Annotated in this window: 24 protein-coding genes; 6 read left to right on the top strand and 18 right to left on the bottom strand. The window is 69.5% G+C overall.

What is annotated here, in order from left to right; translation table 11 throughout:
* Window positions 1–3: 3 nt before the first annotated feature.
* From ACIA03_RS03315 to ACIA03_RS03350, 8 genes are all read right to left on the bottom strand, one after another.
* Window positions 4–771, bottom strand: coding sequence for a hypothetical protein (locus ACIA03_RS03315; protein ID WP_396979206.1), 768 nt, complete (start codon window positions 769–771; stop codon window positions 4–6).
* A 94-nt stretch (window positions 772–865) separates the two neighbouring features.
* A complete protein-coding gene (locus tag ACIA03_RS03320; RefSeq protein ID WP_396979208.1) occupies window positions 866–1,324 on the bottom strand; it encodes an SRPBCC family protein in 459 nt (152 codons plus the stop codon).
* Between the two features lie 142 nt (window positions 1,325–1,466).
* On the bottom strand, window positions 1,467–2,918 hold the full coding sequence (locus tag ACIA03_RS03325) for a PxKF domain-containing protein (RefSeq protein ID WP_396979210.1): 1,452 nt from the start codon (window positions 2,916–2,918) through the stop codon (window positions 1,467–1,469).
* A gap of 253 nt (window positions 2,919–3,171) precedes the next feature.
* On the bottom strand, window positions 3,172–4,320 hold the full coding sequence (locus ACIA03_RS03330) for an acyl-CoA dehydrogenase family protein (RefSeq protein ID WP_396979212.1): 1,149 nt from the start codon (window positions 4,318–4,320) through the stop codon (window positions 3,172–3,174).
* Between the two features lie 60 nt (window positions 4,321–4,380).
* Window positions 4,381–5,826 carry an MDR family MFS transporter gene (locus tag ACIA03_RS03335; RefSeq protein ID WP_396979214.1) on the bottom strand — a complete coding sequence of 482 codons (1,446 nt, stop codon included), beginning with the start codon at window positions 5,824–5,826 and terminating at the stop codon, window positions 4,381–4,383.
* Window positions 5,827–5,869: 43 nt separating this feature from the next.
* Window positions 5,870–7,063 (bottom strand): Fic family protein, encoded by a 1,194-nt coding sequence (locus tag ACIA03_RS03340; protein ID WP_396979216.1) that lies wholly within the window; start codon window positions 7,061–7,063, stop codon window positions 5,870–5,872.
* 63 nt (window positions 7,064–7,126) lie between these two features.
* Window positions 7,127–7,843, bottom strand: coding sequence for a hypothetical protein (locus ACIA03_RS03345; RefSeq protein WP_396979218.1), 717 nt, complete (start codon window positions 7,841–7,843; stop codon window positions 7,127–7,129).
* A gap of 31 nt (window positions 7,844–7,874) precedes the next feature.
* Entirely contained in the window at window positions 7,875–8,576 is a 702-nt protein-coding gene (locus tag ACIA03_RS03350; RefSeq protein ID WP_396979220.1) for an NAD-dependent deacylase, read from the bottom strand.
* 177 nt (window positions 8,577–8,753) lie between these two features.
* Here ACIA03_RS03350 and ACIA03_RS03355 point away from each other — a divergent pair, with 177 nt between their 5' ends.
* The 3 genes from ACIA03_RS03355 to ACIA03_RS03365 all read left to right on the top strand — a co-directional run bounded on the left by ACIA03_RS03355 (window position 8,754) and on the right by ACIA03_RS03365 (window position 11,001).
* A complete protein-coding gene (locus ACIA03_RS03355) occupies window positions 8,754–9,908 on the top strand; it encodes a beta-1,3-glucanase family protein (protein ID WP_396979222.1) in 1,155 nt (384 codons plus the stop codon).
* Between the two features lie 84 nt (window positions 9,909–9,992).
* On the top strand, window positions 9,993–10,403 hold the full coding sequence (locus tag ACIA03_RS03360) for a hypothetical protein (RefSeq protein WP_396979224.1): 411 nt from the start codon (window positions 9,993–9,995) through the stop codon (window positions 10,401–10,403).
* A 46-nt stretch (window positions 10,404–10,449) separates the two neighbouring features.
* Window positions 10,450–11,001, top strand: a complete 552-nt coding sequence (locus ACIA03_RS03365; RefSeq protein WP_396979226.1) for a hypothetical protein — start codon at window positions 10,450–10,452, stop codon at window positions 10,999–11,001.
* A 5-nt stretch (window positions 11,002–11,006) separates the two neighbouring features.
* Here the strand turns inward: ACIA03_RS03365 and ACIA03_RS03370 are convergent, their stop codons facing one another.
* From ACIA03_RS03370 to ACIA03_RS03390, 5 genes are all read right to left on the bottom strand, one after another.
* The gene (locus ACIA03_RS03370; RefSeq protein WP_396979228.1) at window positions 11,007–11,837 is read right to left on the bottom strand and encodes an ABC transporter permease; all 831 of its coding nucleotides are present in this window, start codon (window positions 11,835–11,837) and stop codon (window positions 11,007–11,009) included.
* Window position 11,838: 1 nt separating this feature from the next.
* Window positions 11,839–12,579, bottom strand: coding sequence for an ABC transporter ATP-binding protein (locus ACIA03_RS03375; protein WP_396979230.1), 741 nt, complete (start codon window positions 12,577–12,579; stop codon window positions 11,839–11,841).
* Complete coding sequence (locus ACIA03_RS03380; RefSeq protein WP_396979232.1) at window positions 12,576–13,394, bottom strand: alpha/beta hydrolase; 819 nt, start codon at window positions 13,392–13,394, stop codon at window positions 12,576–12,578. The genes ACIA03_RS03375 and ACIA03_RS03380 overlap by 4 nt, the downstream gene beginning before the upstream one ends.
* A gap of 102 nt (window positions 13,395–13,496) precedes the next feature.
* Window positions 13,497–14,159 (bottom strand): response regulator, encoded by a 663-nt coding sequence (locus ACIA03_RS03385; protein ID WP_396979233.1) that lies wholly within the window; start codon window positions 14,157–14,159, stop codon window positions 13,497–13,499.
* A complete protein-coding gene (locus tag ACIA03_RS03390; RefSeq protein WP_396979235.1) occupies window positions 14,156–15,352 on the bottom strand; it encodes a sensor histidine kinase in 1,197 nt (398 codons plus the stop codon). The genes ACIA03_RS03385 and ACIA03_RS03390 overlap by 4 nt, the downstream gene beginning before the upstream one ends.
* Before the next feature lie 459 nt (window positions 15,353–15,811).
* Between ACIA03_RS03390 and ACIA03_RS03395 the strand changes: the two genes are divergently transcribed.
* Window positions 15,812–16,063: a hypothetical protein gene (locus ACIA03_RS03395; protein WP_396979237.1), complete on the top strand. Its 252-nt coding sequence runs from the start codon at window positions 15,812–15,814 to the stop codon at window positions 16,061–16,063.
* A 3-nt stretch (window positions 16,064–16,066) separates the two neighbouring features.
* Here the strand turns inward: ACIA03_RS03395 and ACIA03_RS03400 are convergent, their stop codons facing one another.
* The gene (locus tag ACIA03_RS03400) at window positions 16,067–16,531 is read right to left on the bottom strand and encodes an SRPBCC domain-containing protein (protein WP_396979239.1); all 465 of its coding nucleotides are present in this window, start codon (window positions 16,529–16,531) and stop codon (window positions 16,067–16,069) included.
* A 98-nt stretch (window positions 16,532–16,629) separates the two neighbouring features.
* Between ACIA03_RS03400 and ACIA03_RS03405 the strand changes: the two genes are divergently transcribed.
* A complete protein-coding gene (locus ACIA03_RS03405) occupies window positions 16,630–17,100 on the top strand; it encodes a winged helix-turn-helix transcriptional regulator (RefSeq protein ID WP_396979241.1) in 471 nt (156 codons plus the stop codon).
* A 34-nt stretch (window positions 17,101–17,134) separates the two neighbouring features.
* Here the strand turns inward: ACIA03_RS03405 and ACIA03_RS03410 are convergent, their stop codons facing one another.
* Complete coding sequence (locus ACIA03_RS03410) at window positions 17,135–17,746, bottom strand: RNA polymerase sigma factor (RefSeq protein WP_396979243.1); 612 nt, start codon at window positions 17,744–17,746, stop codon at window positions 17,135–17,137.
* Between the two features lie 34 nt (window positions 17,747–17,780).
* Here ACIA03_RS03410 and ACIA03_RS03415 point away from each other — a divergent pair, with 34 nt between their 5' ends.
* Window positions 17,781–19,250 carry a serine/threonine-protein kinase gene (locus ACIA03_RS03415; protein ID WP_396979245.1) on the top strand — a complete coding sequence of 490 codons (1,470 nt, stop codon included), beginning with the start codon at window positions 17,781–17,783 and terminating at the stop codon, window positions 19,248–19,250.
* Here the strand turns inward: ACIA03_RS03415 and ACIA03_RS03420 are convergent.
* The 3 genes from ACIA03_RS03420 to ACIA03_RS03430 all read right to left on the bottom strand — a co-directional run bounded on the left by ACIA03_RS03420 (window position 19,247) and on the right by ACIA03_RS03430 (window position 23,223).
* Window positions 19,247–19,891 carry a hypothetical protein gene (locus tag ACIA03_RS03420; RefSeq protein WP_396979247.1) on the bottom strand — a complete coding sequence of 215 codons (645 nt, stop codon included), beginning with the start codon at window positions 19,889–19,891 and terminating at the stop codon, window positions 19,247–19,249. The genes ACIA03_RS03415 and ACIA03_RS03420 overlap by 4 nt on opposite strands.
* Window positions 19,892–19,917: 26 nt before the next feature.
* Entirely contained in the window at window positions 19,918–21,759 is a 1,842-nt protein-coding gene (locus ACIA03_RS03425) for an acyltransferase family protein (protein WP_396979249.1), read from the bottom strand.
* Between the two features lie 162 nt (window positions 21,760–21,921).
* The gene (locus tag ACIA03_RS03430) at window positions 21,922–23,223 is read right to left on the bottom strand and encodes an MFS transporter (RefSeq protein ID WP_396979251.1); all 1,302 of its coding nucleotides are present in this window, start codon (window positions 23,221–23,223) and stop codon (window positions 21,922–21,924) included.
* Window positions 23,224–23,312 lie beyond the last annotated feature (89 nt).

The raw sequence follows: 23,312 nt of genomic DNA on the forward strand, positions 1-23,312 counted from the left end.
GCGTCATCCTCCGGGTCCGTTCGGGGACGTTGCCCAACGGGGGCGGGTGAGGCCTCCGGTCTGGGACCCGTGCGTCCACAGGGCGAGGGCGATCCAGATCAGCCACCCGAACAGCAGCAGGCCATAGAGCGCGTAGGACCACCCGAGCACCGGCCGGAGAGCCTCCGACACGATCCCGATCGCTCCCGTCGCCACACCGAGCCAGGCCAACCGGCGCGAGAACGTCCCCCTGAGCATCAGCAGCGAGATCAGGAGGATCCCGAGGGTCTGAAACACGCCGATCGCGGACGGCACGTCGTTGAGCGCGATCAGGAGCTCGGCCCCGGCCACGAAGGGCGCTCCGTCGGCGACGGAGGCCGCGTCGGCGTACCGGTCGCTCAGCAACACCATGGCGAGCGATCCGTCGCCAGTCGTCGGCCAGGCCAAGGACGCCGCCCAGGACGCGACCGAGATGAGACCTGCGATCGCGGCGAAGCTCTTCCCATTACGGCGAAGTGCCACGGCCAGAGCCAGGAAGACGACCATGAGGAAGAGGCTCGGGCTCAGCCATAGCAGCTGTCGGACGATGTAGCTGGTGCGGTGACTGTCGACGTACTCGAGCATCTCCGAGCCGCCCGATGCCGACGGGGTCGCCGTGACGGCGACGATGACCAGGGCCACAACGTACAGGACGACCGCCAGCGCAGCAGAGACTGCCCCGGCGCGATACAGACGACTCCAGGACGAGTCGCTGCCGACCGACTTGCCGGTGCCCCCTCGCACTGACGACACGGCTCTCACCCCTCGCCCAAGAGGAGCAGTCCAACCCAGCCGAACCGGGTGGCCAACCCCGCGTAGCCGGTCAGAAGCAGGTTCGCGGTCCCCGTCATCTCCGGTCAGCCTCGCCGGCCGGCGTGGCTTCGAGGTGCCGCTTCAGGCCCGTCCAGATGCGGCGTTCCTGGCGCACCCCCAGCCAGGTGATCGCCGGCCCGAGCAGACGAAGGGCGCCCTTCGGGCGCACCTCGCCCGACCATGACATACGGGTACCCGACGGGACCGGCACGAACCTCAGCACATAGTCGATGTCGGCCTGCTTCATCGTGGTGGTGGAGGCGAGCCGCCTGGGTCGGTCGTACTCCGTGATCTCGATCAGCATCTCGACAGCGTCCCTGCCCGACCTGACGGCCGACTCGAACTGGGTCCCCTTACCGACCGGTCCGGAGGTGCGCTTCTCGGCGCGCACCATGCTGGGGTTGTACTGCGGCTCGTGGGTCTGGTCCGCGACATAGTCGAACACCGCCTCCACCGGTCGCTCAATCGTGATCTCGCCCTCGATCCCCGCCATGTCATCTCCCGTGCATCGTGCAGCCGGCTCCTTCCACCAGCAGACGCGCGAACGGTATGCAGGGGCAGAGGCCTTCGACCGGTGTCCAAAGGACCTGCGCCCCTGCGAGGCACGACCCGGACACCCAGTCGAGTGCACCCGGCTACTTGATCTTGAACAGCGCGGTGATGGTGGAGCCATCGTTGCTGGTCATCGTGGCCGCGTAGCAGCTGCCTGCCCCTGTCGGCGTCCTCCAGTTCTGGATGAACTGGCCCGCGGTGGTGTCGTAGCGGAGGCTTGTCCCACCGGTGGTCAGCAGCTCGATGGCGTCCTCGGTGCCGACGGCACTGGTGCAGCTGATCTTCTGGGTCTTGAAGCTGGTCACGGCTGAAGTGCTCGTCAGCTCGGTGGGCCCGGCGAACAGCTCGAACTTGAGCGGGACGGTGCTGCCTCCCTTGACGGTGTTCAAGACTCCACCCATGTCGACCGGGGCGTAGTACCCCTTGGTGGTCCACGCGAGCACGGTGTAGTTCAGCGTCGCGGTGGCGGTGTTGCCCGCGTTGTCGGTAGCGGTCGCGGTGTAGGAGTGGGCACCGACCGAGGTGCCACCACCGGTGACCTCGCAGGAGGCGAGGCCGGACAGTGCGTCCGAGGCGTCACAGGTGGGAGCGACTGGGTCGTTGCCGTAGTAGTAGCTGGCGCCCGGCCCACCGTTGAGCGCCACCGCCGGGGCTGTCTTGTCGATGTCGACGTCGGACACGGTGTCGGTCGCCGTGTTGCCGGCCCAGTCCGTCGCCGTCCCTGTCACGGACTGGTCCTCGCCCTCGCCGAGGGTGGTGTCGCCCACGCAGGTGTCGATGCCGGAGCCGCCGACGTCCGCACAGGTGAACGCCACGGTGACGTCCTGCGTGTACCAGCCGTTGTCGCCGTCCGGAGTGCTGGGACTGAGTGTGTGACCGATGGTCGGGTTCCCGGTGTCGACGATGGCGTACGTCGCCGTGGCGGTGTCGGCTGCGAGCCCACCCTCGTCGATGTAGTCGCAGGTGGCCGTCTGGGTTCCGAGGCCGTGCGAGAGCGTGCCGGTGATGATGGCCGCCACCGTGCTGTTGCCGTCCTCGGCATCGGTGACCTCACACGACGGACTCGGCTCCGAGCCGATCTCGTAGCTCGCACCGTCGGTGACACCACCGACAGACACGCTCGGCGCGGTGTTGGGCGGCGGCGGTGGTGCGGCAACATGCAGCGTCCAGTTCGCCTGGTTGTTGTAGGACCCGACGCCGGCGTCGGTGATGTTGCTGACGTTGATGTTGTAGTCACCGGCGACTGCGGAGCTGAAGGTCACCTGCTGGAACGCATTGCACGCGGTGAACGTCAACGACGTCTTGCTCGCCGTCACGTTGGCCGGCACGCTCAAGGTCACTGTGGCCGGTGTCGCGTCGCTGGCGTTACAGCCGGCCTGCCCGTCTGAACCGACACCAGTGGCGTTGACCTTGTAGCCGATCGTCGTCGTACCGCCGGCCGTGATGGTGTTGTCACCAGCGGCGACGTCGACGTCGTTCACTACGTTGTCCGCGAAAGCGACGCCAGACAAGGCCATCACTCCGGATGCTGCCATCGCGGCGACGATCGTCGCCCTGCGTGACCACTCTCGATATCCCAGCATGTGTGGTGCCCTCCCCCAACGCTTGGGTCGCACCCTCTGATGAGCCAACCCCGTGCGACGGTAGGCAGGGGTTGCCGGCGCGCGTGCCCACGGCGGGATGAGCGTCCCCGATATGGGGCATGGCCCCGAAGGGGATGTCAGACACGACGAGGGGCGGACCCCGATACAGGGTCCGCCCCTCGCGACGTACGAGAATTCGTTGGACTCAGAAGCCGAGCTCGCGGCCGATGAGCTCCTTCATGATCTCGTTGGAGCCGGCCCAGATCTTGGTGACGCGGGCGTCGCGCCACGCGCGAGCGACGCGGTACTCGTTCATGAAGCCGTAGCCGCCGTGGATCTGGACGCAGTGGTCGAGCACCTCGGACTGCGCCTGCGAGGACCACCACTTGGCCTTGGACGCCTCGACCGGGGTGAGCTCACCGCGGGCGTGCGCGGCGACGCACTTGTCGACGTACGCCTCGGCGACCTCGATCTGGGTGACCAGCTCGGCGAGGAGGAACTTGTTGTGCTGGAAGGCGCCGATGGACTGGCCGAAGGCCTTGCGGTCCTTGGCGTACTGGACGGTCTCGAGCAGGATCTGCTTGGCCTGCGCGACGTTGGCGACCGCGCACGAGACGCGCTCCTGCGGGAGCTCCTCCATCATGTGGATGAAGCCGCGGTTGAGCTCGCCGATGATCTCGGCGTCGGTGACGCGTACGTTCTCGAAGAAGAGCTCGGCGGTGTCGGACTCCTCCATGCCGACCTTGTCGAGCTTGCGGCCGCGCGAGAAGCCCTCCTTGGTCGCCTCGATCGCGAAGAGGGTGATGCCCTTGGCGCCCTTCTCCGGGTCGGTGCGGACCGCGGTGATGACCAGGTCGCAGGAGTAGCCGTTGGTGATGAAGGTCTTGGAGCCGTTGATGACCCACTCGTCGCCGTCGCGGACCGCGGTGGTCTTCAGCGCGGCCAGGTCGGAGCCGCCGGACGGCTCGGTCATGCCGATGGCGAGCAGAATCTCACCGGACGCCACGCCCGGCAGCCAGCGCTGCTTCTGCTCCTCGGTGCCGAGGCGGACCAGGTAGGGAGCGGTGATGTCGGAGTGGATGCCGACGCAGGTCGGGTAGGCCGCGCCGATCTTGGCGAGCTCCTCGGCGAGGACCGCGTTGAAGCGGAAGTCGTCGGCGCCGGCGCCGCCGTACTCCTCCGGGATCGCGAGCCCGAGGAAGCCGTTCGCACCGGCCTCGAGCCAGAACTCGCGGGGCAGCGCCTTGTCGGCGATGTGCTTGTCGGTGTGGGGCTTGACCGAACGCTCCAGCCACTGCTGGACGGAGGCTCGGAAGTCCTCGTGGTCTTCCTCATAGTGGTCGCGCTTCAGCATGAATCGGAGTCTACGACGCACTGGTTACTCAGTGGTAACCACCGTTCCAAAACGGCAGAGTCATCTGGTGATCCGGACCGGCGTACGCCACGCCACCACCAGCAGCGGAACCGAGACGACCAGGCCGACGAGGAAGACGACGTGCAGCGCCGGCGCGAGGACATCGGGAGGCAGGGCCTCCAGCGGCGGCACCTCTCCCCCGGCGTACTCGCTCCGGACCAGCCCGTTCGCGACCGCGCCGAAGAGCGCCACGCCGAGCGCCGAGCCGACCGAGCGGGCGAACATGTTGGAGCCCGTGGCCACCCCGCGCACCTCCCAGTCGACCGCCGACCCGGCGGCGACGACGCCCGGGTTGACCGACCAGCCGAACCCGAGACCGAGCACGAAGCACGGGATCGCCAGGTGCCAGAACGACGAGGTCTCGCCGACCGTCGCCAGCACCGCCCCGCCGAGGAGCACCAGCAGCGCCCCGAGCCCGACGGCGGTGCGGAACCCTCGGGACAGATAGATCCGGCCGGCCGTGGCGGCGGCGATCGGCCAGCCGATGCTCATCCCGGCGAGCGCGAACCCGGCCACCAGCGCGGAGTGACCGAGCACGCTCTGGGCATAGAGCGGGACGTACGTCGTCAGCCCCAGCATCACCACGCCGACAATCAGGCTGGCGGCGTTGGCCGGCGCGAGGACGCGGTGGCTGAGGACCCAGGGCGGCAGCACCGGGTCGGCGGCGCGGCGCTCGACGAACCCGAAAGCGACAAGGGCCGCGATGCCGACCGCGAAGATCGTCACGGAGACCGGCGAGGCCCATCCCCACGCGTGCCCACCCTCGAGCAGCCCGAGCAGGAGCGCGATCCCGCCGACGGTCAGCAGCCCGGCGCCGGCCCAGTCGATGGCACGCTGATCGGCGGCCGGGCGGCGGTCCTCGTGGAAGTGCCGCAGCAGCCACAGCGCGACCGCCCCGACGGGGAGGTTGATGAGGAAGATCAGCCGCCAGTCGAGGTAGTCGGCGAAGATCCCGCCGAGCGTCGGGCCGACGATGGCGGCGGTGGCCCAGACCGAGGCGACGTACGACGTCGCGACCGCACGCTCCTCCAGCGTGTAGATGTCGGAGACGATCGTCATCGCCATCGGCTGGATCGCCCCGGCGCCGATGCCCTGGACGGCCCGGAAGACGATCAGGACGGTCAGCGACCACGCCATGCCGCACAGCAGCGACCCGACCAGGAACGCGACGATCCCGGCGATCATCACCGGCTTGCGCCCGAGCCGGTCGGCGACCTTGGCGTAGAGCGGCGTGGTCACCGCGGTGGCCAGCACGTAGATCGAGAAGAGCCACGGGAACTGCTCGAACCCGCCGAGGTCCTTGACCACGCTCGGCACGGCCGTCGCCAGGATAGTCATGTCGATCGCGACCAGGCTCAGCGACACCATCACCGCGAGCAGGATCGGCCCGCGTTCGCTACGAAGTCCTACCGAGCTGCGCGTGGGTCTGGTCGTCGAGGTGGGCACATTACTTAGCAATCCTCACGACCGCCCATTCATTCCGACAGAGTCATTCCTGCCGCGCGCGAGCCGCGATGCGTACGTCCAGATCGGCGAGCTCGTCGAGGATCTCGCTTGCGCCCCAGACCTGATTGCGCGTGCGGTTGGTGAGCGGCCGGATGACGCCTGCCCCGCGGAGGCGGTCGATGACCCGGTGAGTCGTGGCAACAGAGAGTCCCAGGTCGTCCTCGACGTCCTCGGTGGTGACAACCGGATCCGACGCCAGCTTGTCCAGGAGCGTCTCGGCAGCGCTCGCCCTGCTCGGCTTCACGCGCTCACGCCAGTCGTTCGGTAGCTCGGCGAGCCGGGACGCCGTCACCTTCGACTCCTCAGCGGCGATGGTCGATGAGGTCGCGATGATGCCAACGATGGGCTCGGCGTCGCCTGCGTGGAAATCGTTCAGAGCCCGGAAGTACGCGCTGCGCCGAGCGGCCAGCGCGGAGGCCACCGGGACAGTCACCGATCGGGCGATGCCGCGGCGGCGTACAACTGCAGCCGCAAGCGCGCGACCGATGCGGCCGTTGCCGTCGGCGAACGGATGAATCGCCTCCAGCTGCGCGTGCGCGATCGCGGCCTGCGGAATCACCGCGATGTCGTCGCGGGTCGCGAAGCCGACCAGGTCACCCATCAGGCCGGGGACACGGTCCGGTGGCGGAGGCACGTAGATCGCACCTCGAGGCGAATGGTCACTACCCCCGATCCAGTTCTGCATGTCACGCCAGCGCCCGGCGTACGGCCCATCGATGGGGTCGTCACGCATCAGTCGCCGATGCGCGTCCAGGAGCGTCTCGAGATCGAGCGGGCCGGAGATGAGCCGGTCCAGAGCGCCGGTGGCACGGACCATCGAGAGCGCAGACGAGTTCGACTTCGCGCCATGCAGAGCACGGACGTAGTCCTCGACCGAGGCGATCTCGTGCTCGATCTTCGACGACGCGATCGACTCGGCGCGCAGGAGCATCGTCGCCAGCGGGCGAAGCTGAGGGCCATGGGTGGCGTCCAGCGAGGCGATCGCTCGAACCGCCTCATCGCACTCGGCGGCCACGCCGGGCGGGACACTCAGGCTGACGCCGGAGATGCGCGCGGGGATGCTGACCGTCACCTCTGCCAGTCGACGGTCATCGATGGTGCCGCCTTTGACGCTCTGGCGCCACGGCACGACGACACGCTCCGCCGCTGGAATCAACGCCGCGCCGTGCTCGGTCATGAGAAGAGCGTACGCGTTATTCTCACTTTTCCTTGAAAAGTGAGAATAACGGCGGTGCAGTTCTCACTTCTCCAGCTCGGCCAGGTCGAAGACCTCGTCGGCGGCGGGCTCCTCGACCTGGAACTCCTTGTCGAAGTCGGAGAAGGTGAGCTCGCCGGAGCTGCCCTGGGTCCACTTCACGATCCGGTGGGGCTTCGAGGCCAGGACGTACGTCCGGCTCTCGGTCTCGCCGTAGGTGACGTCGAGGCGCACGGCAGGGCCCTCGGCGGCCATCGCCGGGCCGATCGCCTGGGCCTCGGCCTCGGCCGGGACCATCTGGGCGGTGAGGCTGTCGATGCTGCAGAAGGCGCGCAGGCTGGCCAGCTCACCCTCGAGCTTGACCCACTTGTCGCCGACCCGCTTGGCGATGCGCTCGCCCTCACCCTTGTCCGGCGCGATCGACTTCCAGAACTCCTCGTCGCCCTGGTACCAGGCCGAGCCGGCGATGGAGCGCAGCGAGATCCGGCCGTCGCCGATGCTGACCCGGCCGACGCAGGCGTCCTCAGCAGAGACGTCGAGGTCGATGGTGATCTTGGTGCCCTCGGAATCGAGCACGTCGCCCTCGACATGGACGGTGTCGATGTCGTGCATCGCGGTCCGTGCGTCCTCGGCGATCTGGTTGCCCGGCTCCTTCGCGTAGTCGCGGGCCTGGGACAGGGATCCCTCCGTGTCACCACAGCCGGCGAGAGCGCTGGTCAGCGCGAGGATGAGGGCGGTCTTGAGCACGGCATGGCGAAACACGCGGCCTATCGTGACAGAGTTTACGAACGGGTCAACGCGAGAGGGCCTGTACGTCGGCCACCCACTCGGGCACCAGCTTGCCGGCGGGTCCCTGACGGGCGTCGTCGAAGAGGTGCGAAGTCTCTGACGGGTCCAGGTTGAGCTCGAGGGTCTTGGCCCCGGAGCGGGCGGCCATGCGTACGAAACCGGCGGCCGGGTAGACCGCGCCGCTGGTGCCGATGGCGACGAAGAGGTCGGCCCCGACGAGCGCCCGCTCGATCAGGTCGAGGTCGTAGGGCATCTCGCCGAACCACACCACGTCGGGCCTCAGGCTGTCGTTGCCGCAGCCCGGGCAGGCCGGGCCGTAGCCGAGGTCGTCGTCCCAGGCGAACCGGCCCTGGCAGGAGTCGCAGAGGGCGGAGAGCAGCTCGCCGTGCATGTGTACGACCCGGCGGGAGCCGGCTCGCTCGTGCAGATCGTCGACGTTCTGCGTGACCACCAGCAGCCCGTCACCGAGGACCTGCTCGAGCCGGGCCAGCGCGATGTGGGCCGGGTTGGGCGTCACGGCCCGCAGCTCCCGGCGACGGTCGTCGTAGAACCGGTGGACCGTCGCGGGATCACGATGGAACGCCTCCGGTGTGGCCACGTCGTCGACGTGGTGACCCTGCCAGAGCCCATCGGCATCCCGGAAGGTCGCGAGACCGCTCTCGGCGGAGATCCCGGCTCCAGTGAGCACGACAACTTTCACAAGCATTCAGGCTAGCGAGGTTGACGAAACATCCGCTGCCCCCGGACCGCCGTTTTGGTCACTCGATCGGTATTTGTGATCGGACCGACGCCGGAGCGAGGCCGCCCGGCGAAGGTGTGGACTTTTTCTGTAAAGGCCCTTTACTGTAATTCGGGTTCCTACAGTCCCCACTCGGGAGGTCCCATGCTGACCAGACGATCTGTACTAGCCGCCACCTCTGCCGCGTTCGCCGTGCCGCTCCTCGGCGGGACCCCAGGGCAGGCCCAGGCGATGCGCCCACAGGCCGCGCAGGCCGCGATCCGGCTCCGCTTCGTCAACCGCACCGGCGCGTACGACAACACCTCCATCCACTTCTGCATCGTCGGCACCGACCTGGCGACGGGCGAGCAGTCCCGGGTCACGCCGGAGGGCACGCTCGTGCCCGTCTCGCTCGCCGACAACGGCGCCGACGGCTACGCCGACTACGCGATCCCGTTCTCCGGCAGCGGCGACACGCTCTCCCAGATCCCCGCGGACATGTCGGGCCGGATCTACTTCTCGCTCGGCGACAAGCTGAAGTTCAAGGTCAACGAGGGCAACGCGCTCGCCTACCCGGCGGCCTGGGTCGAGTCCGACCCCAGCTACGGCGTGCTGCACGACTGCGTCGAGTTCACCTACAAGAGCGGCCGGATCTACTGCAACACGACCATGGTCGACATGTTCAGCGTCCCGCTCTCGATCGCGCTGACCGGCGAGCAGTCGCCGACGACGGGCACCCTCGTCGAGGGCGGTCGAGCCAAGATCTTCTCCGCGGTCTCGGCCTCCCCCGACTTCGCCTCCCTGGTGGTCGACGACCGCCGGATCATCGCGCCCGGACACGGGCTGGACGCCGGGAAGTTCTCCGCGACGTACTTCGACTCCTACATCGACCAGGTGTGGTCGAGGTACGCCGCCGAGCCGCTCGTCGTGAAGGCGAACAACGCCACCTTCACCGGTCGGGTCAGCGGCGACCAGCTCGTCTTCGACGGCGGGGTGGCGCCGTTCAGGAAGCCGTCGACCCGGGACGTGCTCTTCTGCGACGGCGCGCTGGCCGCACCCAACGACGGCGTCACCGGTCCGGTCGCCGCCGTTCTCGGCGCCGGCTTCAACCGGACCACGCTGCTCGCCTCCGCCGACCAGCCCACCGGCGACCCGGGCGGGTTCTACCAGGGCTCGCCGGTCCATGCGTACGGCAAGGCGATGCATGACAACACGGTCGACGGGAAGGCCTACGGGTTCGCCTTCGACGACGTCGGCGGCTTCGCCTCGTACGTCGAGGACAACGCCTCCGAGATGGCGGTGACGCTGACCCCGTTCTGAGGTCCGGACCCGGCGGCGTCCCCTGTATCGGGTATCTGCTGATCCGCTCATCCGCCACGCCACGAGGGCCTCTACGGTCGCACCATGTCGTACGTCGTCCTCGTGGCCTGGCTCGTCCAGGCAGCGGTCGGGATCCTGCTGCTGACGAGCTGGATCGGGCATGGCCGCACGCCGCCGCGGACCGTCGTCACGCACGTGACGCTCTCCGTCCTCGGCGTCGCCTCCTGGATCACGTACGTCCTGAGCGACATGGTCCTGTGGGCGTGGGCCGCGTTCGCCCTCATCGCGATCGGCAACGCCTTCGGCGACATGATGCTGCTGCGGCGTGCGCGGGCGATGGGCGGCAGCCACCTCTCGACGGTCAACGCCTACAAGGTCGCCCTCCGCTCGATGTTCAAGGGCCGGCTGCCACTCCGGGTCAGCTTCCATGCGGTGTTCGCCGGGGTCGTCTTCTTCTCCACCCTGGGCGTCTGCATCGCCGAGACCGTCGGGTAGCGCATTTGGCGGTGCGGCACACGGCCGCGGTCGGGATACTGGGCCCATGGGTGCGGGTGGCGCGGTTCTGATCATCGTCGTCGGGGCGGTGCTGCTCGCCTTCGTGGTGCTCGCGGTCGCCCTGCTCGTCGCTGCCGGCGCGGTGAGGATGTCGGGGAAGAACCCGAGGCCGCTGGCCTGGACCGGGCTCGGCGTGCTCGCGATCCCGGTGCTGTTCGTCGCCACCCTCGTCGTGTGGTCCCAGATCGTCCGCGACCCCGACACCATCGAGCTCGACCTGCGCGAGCCGATCCAGCTCTCCAGCCTCCCCGAGGACAACGAGGAGTTCCCCGGGATGCGCGACTACGACAGCGACCACGTCGACCTGGTGCTGCCCGACGGCGAGCGGTTCAAGGCCGAGGTCGACGGGGTCCTGGTCTGGTCCGACGACGGGTACGTCAGCCGCGTCACCTTCGACCGGCGGGCCCGCGAGGAGGGTGAGGCCGCGACCCTCGGCGCCGCCTGGGAGGCCGAGCTGGGCCGCGCCGGCACCGTCGAGGTCCAGCCGGACTACTCCACCTTCGGCCGGGTCCGCGGCGAGGTGCTCACGGCTCCCTAGCCGGTTCACCGTCCCAGCCGGCGAAGCCGGGCCATGGCCAGCGGCAGGCAGATCGCGATGATGGCGACCGGCCAGAGGACGGCCATGGTCAGTGCGTGCTCGCCGACCCAGGTGGTGGCGGGGCCGGCGGTGTTGCCGAACAGGTCACGGGTGGCGATGACGGTCGAGGAGAGCGGGTTCCACTCGGCGGGCAGGGCCAGCCAGCCCGGCATCAGGTCGGTCGGCACGATCGTGTCGGCGACCATGGCGAGCGGGAAGACGAGCGCGAAGTACTTCATCGCCGCCTCGGGTCCGCTGACCAGCAGGCCGAGCAGGATGCCTACCCAGGAGAACGCTGTTCTGAGGAGGATCAGGAGCCCGAGCGCGGCGATCACCGCACCGAAACCGAGGTGGGCCTGCCAGCCGAACAGCGTCCCGAGCGCCAGCAGGATGCTGAGCTCGACCACGGCGAGGATCACATCGGCCAGGGCCCGCCCGGCCAGCACCGCCACCGGCGACATCGGGAGGGATCGCATCCGGTCGAGCACCCCGCCGCGTACGTCCTCGGCGACCGAGATCGTGGTGTTGCCGATGCCGAACGCCATGGTGAGCGCGAAGAGGCCGGGAAGCAGGAACTCGCGGTACTCCGCCCCCGGGACGTCCATCGCGACCCCGAAGGCCTCGCCGAAGACGAAGCCGAACATGGCCACCGCCATCACCGGGATCATCAGGGTGCCGAGGAGCTCGTCGGGGCGGCGTACGAGATGGAGGAGGTGGCGCTTGGCCACCACCCAGGTGTCGACCGTCGCCCACGTGATGCGTGATCCGTGGACGGTCGTGTCGGTCAGCGTGGCCATCTCAGGCTCCTTCGGTGATCAGCAGGAACGCCTCGTCGAGGTCGCGGCCGCCGACGCTGGACTTCAGCTCGGCCGGCGTCCCCTCAGCGACGACGCGGCCGCGGTCGACCATCGTGATGCGTGAACACAACCGGTCGGCCTCCTCCAGGTACTGGGTGGTCAGCAGCACGGTCGTGCCCGAGTCGGCCAGCTCGCGGACCGCGTCCCAGACCTCGAGCCGGCTGCGCGGGTCGAGCCCGGTGGTGGGTTCGTCGAGGAAGAGCACCCGGGGGCTGCGGATGAGGCTGACGGCCAGGTCGAGCCGCCTCCGCATGCCGCCGGAGTAGCCGCGCACCGGGCGGCCGGCGGCCTCGACGAGGTCGAAGCGTTCCAGCAGCTCGTCGGCGCGCTGTCGTGCTTCCTTCGCCCGCATCCGGTGCAGGCGGGCGAACATCTCCAGGTTCTGCCGGCCGCTCAGGACGCCGTCGACCGCCGCATACTGGCCGGCGACGCCGATACGCGCTCGCACGCCTGCCCGGTCGCGGGCGACGTTGCGTCCGGCGACCCAGGCCTGGCCGGAGTCGAAGCTCGCGAGGGTGGCGAGGATGCGTACGGTCGTGGTCTTGCCGGCCCCGTTCGGGCCGAGCAGGCCGTGGACCGTGCCGGCGGGGACGGCGAGGTCGATGCCGTCCAGGGCGGCGCCGCGGCCGGGGTAGCTCTTGCGGAGTCCCTGGGTCCAGATGGCGGGTTCGTCGGTGATCATGCTGCTGCCTCCAGTTCTGTCGGTCGAGCCGACGTCGTGAGGGACGAACGACGGCGTGTCGAGACCAATGCAGTCGTCACCTCGTCGTAGCGGCCCAGTGCGATCCGGGCGATGTTGAGCAGCGACTCGCTGCCCTCGGTGTAGTAGCCGCAGTGGCCTTGGATGTCGCCGGTCCCGAACCGGGTCGCGCCGAGCTCGAGCGGCCCGCGCCCGAGACCGAGACGCCCGACCCGCACCCGCGGGACCAACCGGATCCGGTCGGTCTCGCCATAGGCGGCCCAGAGCCGGGTGCTAGTGCCCAGCTCGGAGCGCCGCACCGCGCCCATCCCCGCGCTGCCCAGCGCCACGTAGTCCTCGGCGCGGGCGCTCGCGAGGGCCAGGCCGGCGACGGTCGAGCCGTAGCTGTGGCCGACCAGGGTGAGGTGGGCGGCGCGCGGCAGATAGTGGGTGAGGGCGGCCAGGTCGCTGGCGCCGGCATGGGCGGGCCCGTTGGTGATCGCGTTGTACCACTCCGGCGGCGAGTGGTAGCCCAGCCAGACCACGACGGCCGACCGGCTCTCGGGCGCGACCTCCTGCATCGTACGCAGCAGCAGCTGCCCACGGGAGCGCGGACTGTGGGCCTCGGTGCTGGTGAAGTAGTTGCCGAGGTGGTGGCCGTTTCCGGGCACGACGACCGCGACATGGTCGGCGGTGGCGGCGTCCCCGAAGACCTCCACGACCCGTGCCCCTCCGGGCGGGTCGCAGGCGAGCAGGCGGGGTCCGATGGATCCGTCGGCCTCGTTGAGGCCGTATCTGAGCGGCGTCACAACTGTCATGGCCGTGACGGTAGGAATCAGGTGTGCCGCCGCGCGTCACTCCCGGGAGCCATTCGACCCCCTACCGGGGTAGTGCGGGATGTCCCTGAGGGCCCAAATGGGCTAGACGTGCGGCGCGACCAAACCGCTCTCGTAGGCGAAGACGACGGCCTGGGCGCGGTCGCGGAGGCCGAGCTTGCCGAGGATGCGGCTGACGTGGGTCTTCACGGTCTGCTCGGCGAGGAAGAGCTCGGCGGCGATCTCGCTGTTGGAGCTGCCACGGGCGATGTTCTCGAGCACCTCGCGCTCACGCTCGGTGAGCTGCTTGAGCCGCGGATCCGCCTTCCGGCGGCGCGGCGCGCGGGCGAACTGGGCGATCACCTGCCGGGTCACCGACGGCGAGAGCAGCGCCTCACCGGCATGGACGACGCGGATCGCGGAGGCGAGCTCGTCGGGCGAGGCGTCCTTGAGCAGGAAGCCGCTGGCGCCGAGGCGCAGCGACTCGTGGACGTACTCGTCGGCGTCGAACGTGGTCAGCATGATCACCTTGGTCTGCGCCGTGGCCGGGTTCTCGGAGAGCTGGCGGAGCGCCTCGATCCCGTCCATCACCGGCATCCGGACGTCCATCAGCACCACGTCGGGATGCGTACGCCGCACCACCTGCAACGCCTCGGCGCCGTCGGCCGCGGTGCCGACCACCTCGATGTCGGGTTGGGTGCTGAGCAGCGCCACGAAACCCGAGCGCACCATCTCCTGGTCGTCGACGACCACGATCTTCACCGTCACGGGGTCTTCCTACCGCGTTTGCCGGAGGTCTGCACCGCCGTTTGCGTGGGGAGCCGCGCCTCGACGACGAACTCGTCCCCGTCGGAGGCCCCGGCCGTGAGGCTGCCGCCGACCGCGCCGGCGCGCTCGCGCATCCCGATCAGACCATGACCGCCGCCGGTGCTCTCCGCGGCGGTGGCCGGAGCGGCGCCGTCGAGGGTGTTGGCGACCCGGATCTCGAGGTCCCTCTCCCCTATCGCCAGATCGACGCTGACCGGCTCGGCCGGTGCATGGCGGCGGGCGTTGCTGAGCGCCTCCTGCACGATCCGATAGGCCGCGGTGCCGACCTCCGGAGCGACGTCGCTGAGCTCCGGAAGGTCACCGCGCACCTCGACCCGCTGCCCGGTCCCGCGGGCCGACTCGAAGAGCTCGGCCAGCCCGTCGATGCCCGGCACCGGGACCCGGCCCGACTGCCCCTCCTCCGTACGCAGCACGTCGAGCACCCCGCGCATCTGCCGCAGCGCCGAGGCCGCCAGGTCGGCGATCTCGGCGAACTCCGCCTCCGCCGCCGGGCTGACGTCGTCGACCCGGTGCGGGGCGGATCTGGCCTGCACGGTGATCAGCGACATGTTGTGGGCGATCACGTCGTGCAGCTCGCGGGCGATGCGTGCCTTCTCCTCGACGACCGAGCGGCGCTCGTGCTCCTCACGCAGCGCGCTGCGCGACTCGGCCAGCCGCCGGGCGACCGTGGCGAGGGCCCCGAGCATCAGCGCGAGCGAGGCGAAGTTGGCCACCTCGCCGATCGAGGGGACGAAGTCGTTCCAGGCGACCCCGACGACCGCCAGCACCACCCCCGCGGCGACCTGGATTCCGAGGGTGATCGCAGCCAGCCGCCACCCGGCGACGAGGGTCAGCACGATCAGCACCAGGAGCTGTGTCAGGGTCGGCGGCGGTATCATCCACGGCCAGCCATCGCGGCCCAGACTGACCATCGCCAACGCGGTGAGCGTCACCGCGACCAGGGACAGACCGGCTGCCTCGACCGGCCGCCACAGCGCGAGCGCAATCGACCCGGCGTGAGTTCCGCCCAGCAACAGCGCGACGCCCCCGGCGACCGAGTATTCATCGGTCAGGATGGCCGACTGGACGATCCCGAGAACGATCGCGGCGACGTACACAGCCAGTCGTCCGCGCCCGGCCCAGGTCTTCAGCATGATTTCAGTAATACCAGGACGATGCGTGGCGCATGCCCCAGAGAAGCCACTGCACGCTGAACCGAGCGGTTGTGGCCCCCTCCTCAATGGCTCAGCGATGGAGCGAAACCTGATCCTGCCTTCTCGGTGAGGTGAATGAAGATTCGTTCGCGTGTCCGAGGTGAATGAAAGTTCGTTCGCGTGTCCGAGGTGAATGAAGATTCGTTCGCGTGTCCGAGGTGAATGAAGATTCGTTCGCGTGTCCGAGGTGAATGAAGATTCGTTCGCGTGTCCGAGGTGAATGAAAGTTCGTTCGCGTGTCCGAGGTGAATGAAAGTTCGTTCGCGTGTCCGAGGTGAATGAAAGTTCGTTCGTCCGCCGGAGGTAGGGGGTGGCGCCGCGCGGGTCGGCGCGTACCGGCCGCCGGCTTCGTTGGAACCCACAATGTCGTCATGACTGAGGTGTTGCCCGGCGGCAGAGGTGTCGGTCTCGAAGAGCGGCCCGGGGCAGCCGACGCAGCTGCTCGCGTTTCCCGGCAGAGGTGCGACTGTCGCGGCGGCCGAGGTCAGGATCAACACCGCGCGGGTCGTCGAGGGATTCGTGATCACCTCGGCCGACGGCCGCAGCGTCCCCCTCACCCTGTGGCCGAAGCCGACGATGGGCGTCGCGAAGCCGCACACCGGCGCCCTGCTCGTCCGGACGATCGACGAGATCCGGGGCATCCTGGCCTGAGCGTCAGCGGCCGACGGCGGCCTTGTCCTCGTCCTGGGTGCGGATGCTGCCCTCCCCGGACTCGATCCGACCCTTCAGGCTGACGGTGATGTAGTGGGTCCAGGCGTCGTAGCAGACGTCGAAGCACTCGTCCCCGCGCCCGAGGCCCTCGTGGGTGAAGGTCACGCGGGTCAGCCCGTCCTCGCGGGCGATGTCGAAGCGCCCGGTCGTACCGATCCACTCCCTCTTGTCGGCGATGAAGTCGAGGTAGCCGTCGGTGAACTCCCACACGACACGCTCCCCCGGAACCAGCTCGGCCACGCGCTGCTTGGAGAAATGGATGTCCGGCACCAGGTAGAACCACTCGGCTCCGAGCTGGTCGGTGGGCCCGGCGATGTGGTGCCCCCACCAGGAACGTACGTCGTTGATGGCCTCGTACGCCTCCTGCGGTGTGGCGTCGACGGTGAAGGTCGCGGTCAGGTCGCTCATGGCTGTCCCCTTTGAGTTCGATTGTGACTTGCATCATGCAAGCATCACCGTAGATGGGGGAACTTTCATCATGCAAGTGATTTGCTAGAGTCGTCCTCGTGCTCGGAAAGACGTACGACAGCCAGATCTGCTCCATCGCCCGATCCCTCGAGGTCGTGGGCGAGCGCTGGACCCTGCTGATCCTGCGGGACGCGATCTTCGCCGGGGTCACGCGATACGGCGACTTCCAGCACAACCTCGGCATCGCCACGAACATCCTCAAGACCCGCCTGGCCACGCTCGTCGAGGCCGGCCTGATGACGCGCGACGACGCCGGCGACTACCGGCCGACCACCATGGCCCAGGGGCTGCGGCCAGCGCTGATCGCGCTCACCGAGTGGGGCGACACCTGGTTCGCCCCCGACGGGCCGCCCATCGACTACCTGCATGCCGACTGCGGAGAGCCGGTTCACCTCGAGACGCGATGCGAGCAGCACGGCGAGGTTCCGCCGAATCAGGTCGTGGTGCGGCCCGGACAGGGCATGCCCGCGGACTACCTGGCGGCTCGTCGGCCGATCCGGGACCGATGACGCGTTGCCCGCGGTGACTCCCGTCGCGGGCGGCTCACTCCGACTCGCGCAGCAACGGCCGGGCAAGCCGGCGTCCGCGGTGGATCTGTGCCTTGATGGTCCCGAGCGGGACGTCGACCAGGCCGGCGATCTCGTCGTACGGCAAGCCGTAGACGTCCCGCAGCAGCAGCGGCTCGACCAGCTGCGGGTGGTCGAGCTCGAGCTTCTCCATCGCCTCGAGCAGGTCGAGGCGGGTGCCGGCGATGACACTCGTGGTGCGGGGGTCGGGACGGTCGGCCGGCATGACCTCGACCGGGACAGCCTGCCTCTTCAGTCGTCGATAGGTCGATCGCGCGGCGTTCACCGCGACGACGTGCAGCCAGGTGGTGAATCTCGCGCTGCCCGTCCAGGTGCCGATCTTCGCGGCAACGGAGATGAGTGCCTCCTGGCAGGCGTCCTCGGCGTCGGCGAGGTGCGGGAGCACGCCACGGCACGCGCTGAGCACCCGCGGACGTACCGCGCTCAGCAGGGCCTCGAGGGCGTCGCGGTCGCCGTCCTTGGCGCGTCGGGCGAGCTCGTCGATGTCGTCCGGGCTAAGCGCGTCGCTCGCGATGGGAGGCTCCTCCTGCTGGGGTGATGCGGGCGCACCCAGCATAGGGCCGGGCACCTGACAAACCCGCCGGGCAGTGCATAATGTCGGGGTGTCCGGACCGGATCTCTTGGGTCGCTACGCGGTTCAGCGACGGATCGGGGCGGGCGCGTTCGCCACCGTGTGGATGGCCTTCGACGACCAGCTGGACTCGCCGGTCGCGGTCAAGGTGCTCGCCGAAAACTGGAGTGGCGACGACCACGTCCGGCGCCGCTTCCTCGACGAGGGCCGGATGCTGCGCAGGGTGGAGTCGCCGCACGTGGTCACGGTGTACGACGCCGGGGAGCTCGACGACGGCCGGCCGTATCTGGTGATGACCTATGCCGACCAGGGCACGCTCGCCGACCGGGTCGATGCCGAGCCGATGTCGATGGCGCAGGTCTTCGACGTGGTGCGACAGGTCGGCCTCGGGCTGCAGACGCTGCACGACCGCTCGGTCCTGCACCGCGACGTCAAACCGGCGAACGTGCTGTTCCGGACCGTCGACGGTAAGGTGCGCGCGATGGTGGCCGACCTGGGCCTCGGGAAGTCGCTGGACGTCTCGTCGCGGCTCACCCTGATCGCCGGCACACCGACGTACGTCGCGCCCGAGCAGGCGCGCGGCGAGTCGCTCGACGCCCGCGCCGACCAGTACTCCCTCGCGGCGATCACCTATCTGCTGCTCACCGGCAGGCCGCCGTACCGGCACGCCTCGCTGGCCGCCGCTTCCCACCCCGGTCCGCTGCCACCGCTGTCTAGCGAGGACCGCCCCATCCCCGCTGCCGTCGCCGCCGTCGTCTCCCGTGGCCTGGCCGTGGATCGCGACCAGCGCTACCCCGACATCACCTCGTACGTCGCGGCGCTGGCCGACGCCCTGGGCGAGGGGGCGGGCGGCGCCTCGCCCACGCGGCGACCAGAGGATCCGGACGTCACCCAGCCAGGTGCGCGCCCGAGCCTCCCCACCACGGTCGACGAGGAGCCGACCGAGCAGACCGAGCCGACCGCCGCGCACCCGCGTCGACGCCGGTGGCTGCTGGCCGGGGTGGTCGCCCTGGTGGCCGGCGCAGGCGCAGGTTACGGCGCGGCCCGGCTGGCGCCGGAGGACAGCGCATGGGCCGATGTGTCCGACGAGACCGGGTCACTCAGCGTCAGCATCCCCTCGGAATGGAACCGGGCCGCCGTTGACGGGTGGGTCCCGCCGACCGAGAAGCGGGACCAACCGGCCCTGTCGGTCGGCACCTCCTCCGGCTGGGCGTCCGAGCCGGACGGCCAAGGTGTCTTCCTCGGCATCCTCGCCGGCACCGAGCTACCGGACCAGATGCCACAGCACCCCGAGTGCGGCCCACCACGAGATCCCGTCACCGACAGCACCGACGACGGCGACGTCGTCACGGTGCTCTATCCCGACTGCGGCGACGGGGTCACCGTAGAGCGGGCCGTCCTGGTCGCCGACAACCAGCTGCTGTGGGTGCAGGTGCGAAGCCACGACACCGCCACGGCCAACCGGGTCCTCGACGGCGTCGAGACCCACGGCTTCCACTAGGTCCTGGCCGCCGGGACGATCCGACCGAAGAGGTCGTTCATGCCGGGGCGGTCGGCACGCCTGCCCACCAGAGCGATCCAGGCATAGGCGGCGTCGGAGTCGGCGGAGTCCTCCTTGGCGAGGTAGGCCTCCATCGTGACCCGGCGATAGCCGTCGCTGACGTACTCCGCGACGAACGAGGTATCCGTCCTCGACAGGACCTCGAGGCCCGTCACGTCCTCGGAGGAACGGAGCGCGTCCAGTCGAGCGTCGACCGCGTGGTCGACGGGCTGGTACTGGTTCCCGATGAGCCGGACCCGGAGGAAGTAGGTGTTGACGATGTTGCCGGGCGGCGGGTACCAGCGCCACTCACCCGCGCTCGGGACGCTGCGATCCCATCCCCGCGGGACCGGCAGGGTGAGATCGAAGGGCGCCACACCGACCGTCGCCCGGCGCAGCGGCAGGCCCGGCTGCAACGCCGGCCGGTCGGAATCGGGCAGCACCACGACCGGGTTGACCGGGTAGCTCGGCGACACCGCGGCGACCGGCTCCGGCCCCGAGAACGAGGTGGTCCCGCCGTCGTCGACCGTGGTGACGAGATAGCCGCCGACCCCGCCGACCGCCGCGAGCGCGAGCAGCAGGCCGACCCTGACCAGTCTCATGCGGGAATGGTAATCGTCGTGCCGCGTCATCGCCGGACGAGGGAGGCGATCGCCTCCTTGACCACTCGGGCGAAGGCGCGCCCGCCCTGGGGACCCGGGTGGATGCCGTCGCTGGCGAAGTCCGTGACCCCGGATGCCGCCGCGTCCCAGTCGGCCACGGCGACCGACCTCTGGTCATCGGACAGCCTTCGCAGCTTGGCGTTGACCGACGGGATCCAGTCGCGGTCCGCATGCGCGGTGACGAAGACGAACACGTGTCCGTGCCCGGCCGCCTCGACGACCTCGTCGATGGTGTCGCTGTTGAAGTCACCGTTCGTGCCGAGTGCGATCACCACGACGGGCCGCAGCTCGCCCGATGCTTGCAGCCGCCCGACGACGTCAGGGGCATCCCACATCTGCTCGCCGATCTCGGCTCGGATGTCGATGCCCGGCAGCACAGCGAGCAGGCCCTTCGCGCTCGCCAGGGTGACCGAGTCGCCGATCACCGTGGTCTGCTTCCCGAGCGGGCGTCGTGGATCGACGGACCTGTCCGGCGCGCTTGCGGATCCCGCCGGCCGCACCTCCGCGGCGGCTCCGATGGCGTCCTGCCCGCCCTCGACGTACGACTCGGCCGAGGTGGTGGCCGGCGACCGCACGATCCCCCCGGCCGCGGCCCACACCGTGATCGCCACGACGACCATCCCGACGACCGGGACGAACCCGCCCGACCGCAGATGCGCGGCGAACCGCTTCGCACAGCCGAGAACGCCCAGCCGCTGGACCGGCCGTTCGACGTACGTCCAGCTCAACGCCGCGAGCCCGAGCGAGAGTCCGACCACGAGCACTGCCCGCGTGCCCTCCGGGATCCTCGCACCGGTCGCGAGCAGGACGATCAGCGGCCAGTGCCACAAGTAGATCGCATAGCTGCGCCGGCCCACCCACACCAGCGGGCGGGACCCGAGCAACGGGGCCACCTGTCCGGGAACCGCGGCCGAGACGACGGCGATCGCGGCGGCCAGGTCGACGAGGACGATCCCTCCGCGATAGGCGAACGTCGAGGTTTCCCCGATCAGGACCATGCCGAGCACGCACACCGCGAGTGTCGAGACGACGACCAGCCTGTGCACCTTGTCACGCCCGTCGCTGGGCGCGGCGAGCCAGCGAGCGGCCCACACGCCAGGGCTCAGCGACACCAGCGCCGCGACGCCGCCGATCAGCAGCGAGAACCCGTGCGTGTCGGTGCCGAAGTAGAGCCGGCTCGGGTCCTCCCCAGGCACGAGCGTGACGGCCATCGCGACCGCGCTGGCCGCAGCGAGCACGGCAGTCACCCCGGCGGCGGCCCGCGCGCTCCCGGCGAGGACCACGATCGCGATCAACAGCGGCGGCCACAGCAGGTAGAACTGCTCCTCGACCGCCAGCGACCAGAGGTGCTGGAGTACCGGCGGCTCGGTGCGCTCGAAGTACGACAGCCCTGCGCCGGCCTGGTACCAGTTGCTGGTGTAGGTCAGCGCGGCCACCAGCTGCGGGCGGAGTCGGACCGCCGCCGGGCCGCCGACGATGCCCGTCACCGCGGCCACCACGACAAGCATCACGCCGAGCGCGGGAAGCAGACGGACCGTACGCCGCCACCAGAACCGGGCGAGCCCGAGGCCCTTTCCCGAGGCGATCCGCTGCGCCAGGCCCCGCGTGATCAGGTAGCCGCTGAGCACGAAGAAGATATCGACCCCGAGGAACCCGCCCGGCAGCGCGTCGGGGAACAGGTGGTAGACGACGACCGCGGTCACGGCTATCGCACGAATCCCGTCGAGTGCGTCGATCCGACCGCCACCCGCCGCTCCCGAGCCGCCCCGGTCGGCCTCGGCGGCGACCCCTCCCCTGAGTGCGAACATGCCTCTCCTCCACATCAACGGTCCTGGCCGGCTGATGCCGGCTCGTTCCGTTCGATGCGTCGAGCGGCAGAGAAGTTGCCGCGGGGAGGTTGCGACTTCTCGATCCACGTCGACTCACCGTGCCCGCCGCGGTTCACACGGCGGGCGCGGTGGGCCATGGGGTCAGGCGTCGACGAGCTCCCGGGAGCTGGTCTCCCCGAGTCGGACCAGGGAGAAGACGCTCAGCAGACAGAACGCCGCGATGACGGTCGAGAGCATGACCGTGCTCGCGCCGGCCTTCTGCAGGGAGGCGAAGAGGAGCGGGGACAGACCGGCGCCCATGCCGGCGAGCTGGTAGCCCAGCGAGGCACCGGTGTAGCGCGAGGAGGTCTTGAAGACCTCGCTCATCAGCGCGGCGAGCGGGCCGTAGAAGGCGGCGTGGATGACCGACTGGCCGAGGACGACCGCGAGGACGAGCAGCGCGACCGACCCGCTGTCGAGCATCGGGAAGAGCAGGTACGCGAAGACCGCGGTCGCGAGAGCGGCGGTGAGGACCACCGGCCGACGGCCGACGCGGTCGGTGAGCGCGGACCAGCCGATGATGCCGATGACCGCGCCGGCCGAGGAGACCGTCAGCGCGTTGAGCACCGTGGGCCGCTCGAAGCCGGCGCCGAGGGCGTACGCGATCAAGAAGGTGGTCAAGGTGCCCTGCGTCACGAAGGCACCGAGGCCGACGCCGACGGCCAGCAGGAGCGTACGCGGGTGGTTGCGGAGGACCTCCAGCAGCGGCGTCTTCGCCTCGGCCCTGCGGTCCTTCATCGCCTCGAACGCCGGCGACTCGGTGACGCTGAGGCGGATCCACAGGCCGACCGCGAGCAGCAGGATGCTGAGCAGGAACGGCACCCGCCAGCCCCACGCGGTGAACTGCTCGGGCGTGGTGACCGTGGCCATCAGCGCCATCACCGCGGTCGAGAGCACCATGCCGGCCGGGGCGCCCGCGTTGGTGAACGAGGCCCACAGCCCGCGCCGGGAGGTGGCGTGCTCGGCGGTGATCAGCACCGCACCACCCCACTCCCCGCCGACCGCGATGCCCTGGATGACCCGGAGCAGGATGAGCAGTACCGGCGCGGCCGCGCCGATCTGGCCGTACGTCGGCAGGCAGCCGATCAGGAAGCTGACCACACCCATGATGAGCATGGTCAGGACGAGCATCTTCTTGCGTCCGAGCCGGTCGCCGAAGTGACCGAAGACCACACCCCCGAGCGGGCGCGCCAGGTAGCCCGCGGCGAAGGTGCCGAAGGACGCGATCGTGCCGGTCACCGGGTCGAGGTTGGAGAAGAAGACCTGGTTGAAGACCACGGCCGAGGCGGTGGAGTAGAGCAGGAAGTCGTAGTACTCGATCAGGCTGCCCGTGAAGCTGCTGGCGACGATCCGGCCCATCTGCGTGCGTGAACCGGTCGTGCTACCGCCGGAGGTGAGAGTCATGGTGGGGGCTCCATTCAGGATTCCTGTTTATCAGGATTCCTGTCGATTCTGAGTGATCCACGTCACGTCTGTCAAGGAGCCCCCACGAC

Source organism: Nocardioides sp. NPDC051685 (assembly GCF_044453405.1).
Classification (GTDB): domain Bacteria; phylum Actinomycetota; class Actinomycetes; order Propionibacteriales; family Nocardioidaceae; genus Nocardioides.

What these genes read in the sequence shown, in the direction of transcription:
- ACIA03_RS03340 (WP_396979216.1), bottom strand. Translation starts at nt 7,063, where the DNA reads ATGACCGAGCACGGCGCGGCGTTGATTCCAGCGGCGGAGCGTGTCGTC.
- ACIA03_RS03360 (WP_396979224.1), top strand. Translation starts at nt 9,993, where the DNA reads ATGTCGTACGTCGTCCTCGTGGCCTGGCTCGTCCAGGCAGCGGTCGGG.
- ACIA03_RS03330 (WP_396979212.1), bottom strand. Translation starts at nt 4,320, where the DNA reads ATGCTGAAGCGCGACCACTATGAGGAAGACCACGAGGACTTCCGAGCC.
- ACIA03_RS03400 (WP_396979239.1), bottom strand. Translation starts at nt 16,531, where the DNA reads ATGAGCGACCTGACCGCGACCTTCACCGTCGACGCCACACCGCAGGAG.
- ACIA03_RS03425 (WP_396979249.1), bottom strand. Translation starts at nt 21,759, where the DNA reads ATGTTCGCACTCAGGGGAGGGGTCGCCGCCGAGGCCGACCGGGGCGGC.
- ACIA03_RS03325 (WP_396979210.1), bottom strand. Translation starts at nt 2,918, where the DNA reads ATGGCAGCATCCGGAGTGATGGCCTTGTCTGGCGTCGCTTTCGCGGAC.
- ACIA03_RS03390 (WP_396979235.1), bottom strand. Translation starts at nt 15,352, where the DNA reads ATGCTGAAGACCTGGGCCGGGCGCGGACGACTGGCTGTGTACGTCGCC.
- ACIA03_RS03350 (WP_396979220.1), bottom strand. Translation starts at nt 8,576, where the DNA reads ATGCTTGTGAAAGTTGTCGTGCTCACTGGAGCCGGGATCTCCGCCGAG.
- ACIA03_RS03370 (WP_396979228.1), bottom strand. Translation starts at nt 11,837, where the DNA reads ATGGCCACGCTGACCGACACGACCGTCCACGGATCACGCATCACGTGG.
- ACIA03_RS03365 (WP_396979226.1), top strand. Translation starts at nt 10,450, where the DNA reads ATGGGTGCGGGTGGCGCGGTTCTGATCATCGTCGTCGGGGCGGTGCTG.
- ACIA03_RS03380 (WP_396979232.1), bottom strand. Translation starts at nt 13,394, where the DNA reads ATGACAGTTGTGACGCCGCTCAGATACGGCCTCAACGAGGCCGACGGA.
- ACIA03_RS03355 (WP_396979222.1), top strand. Translation starts at nt 8,754, where the DNA reads ATGCTGACCAGACGATCTGTACTAGCCGCCACCTCTGCCGCGTTCGCC.
- ACIA03_RS03320 (WP_396979208.1), bottom strand. Translation starts at nt 1,324, where the DNA reads ATGGCGGGGATCGAGGGCGAGATCACGATTGAGCGACCGGTGGAGGCG.
- ACIA03_RS03375 (WP_396979230.1), bottom strand. Translation starts at nt 12,579, where the DNA reads ATGATCACCGACGAACCCGCCATCTGGACCCAGGGACTCCGCAAGAGC.
- ACIA03_RS03420 (WP_396979247.1), bottom strand. Translation starts at nt 19,891, where the DNA reads ATGAGACTGGTCAGGGTCGGCCTGCTGCTCGCGCTCGCGGCGGTCGGC.
- ACIA03_RS03430 (WP_396979251.1), bottom strand. Translation starts at nt 23,223, where the DNA reads ATGACTCTCACCTCCGGCGGTAGCACGACCGGTTCACGCACGCAGATG.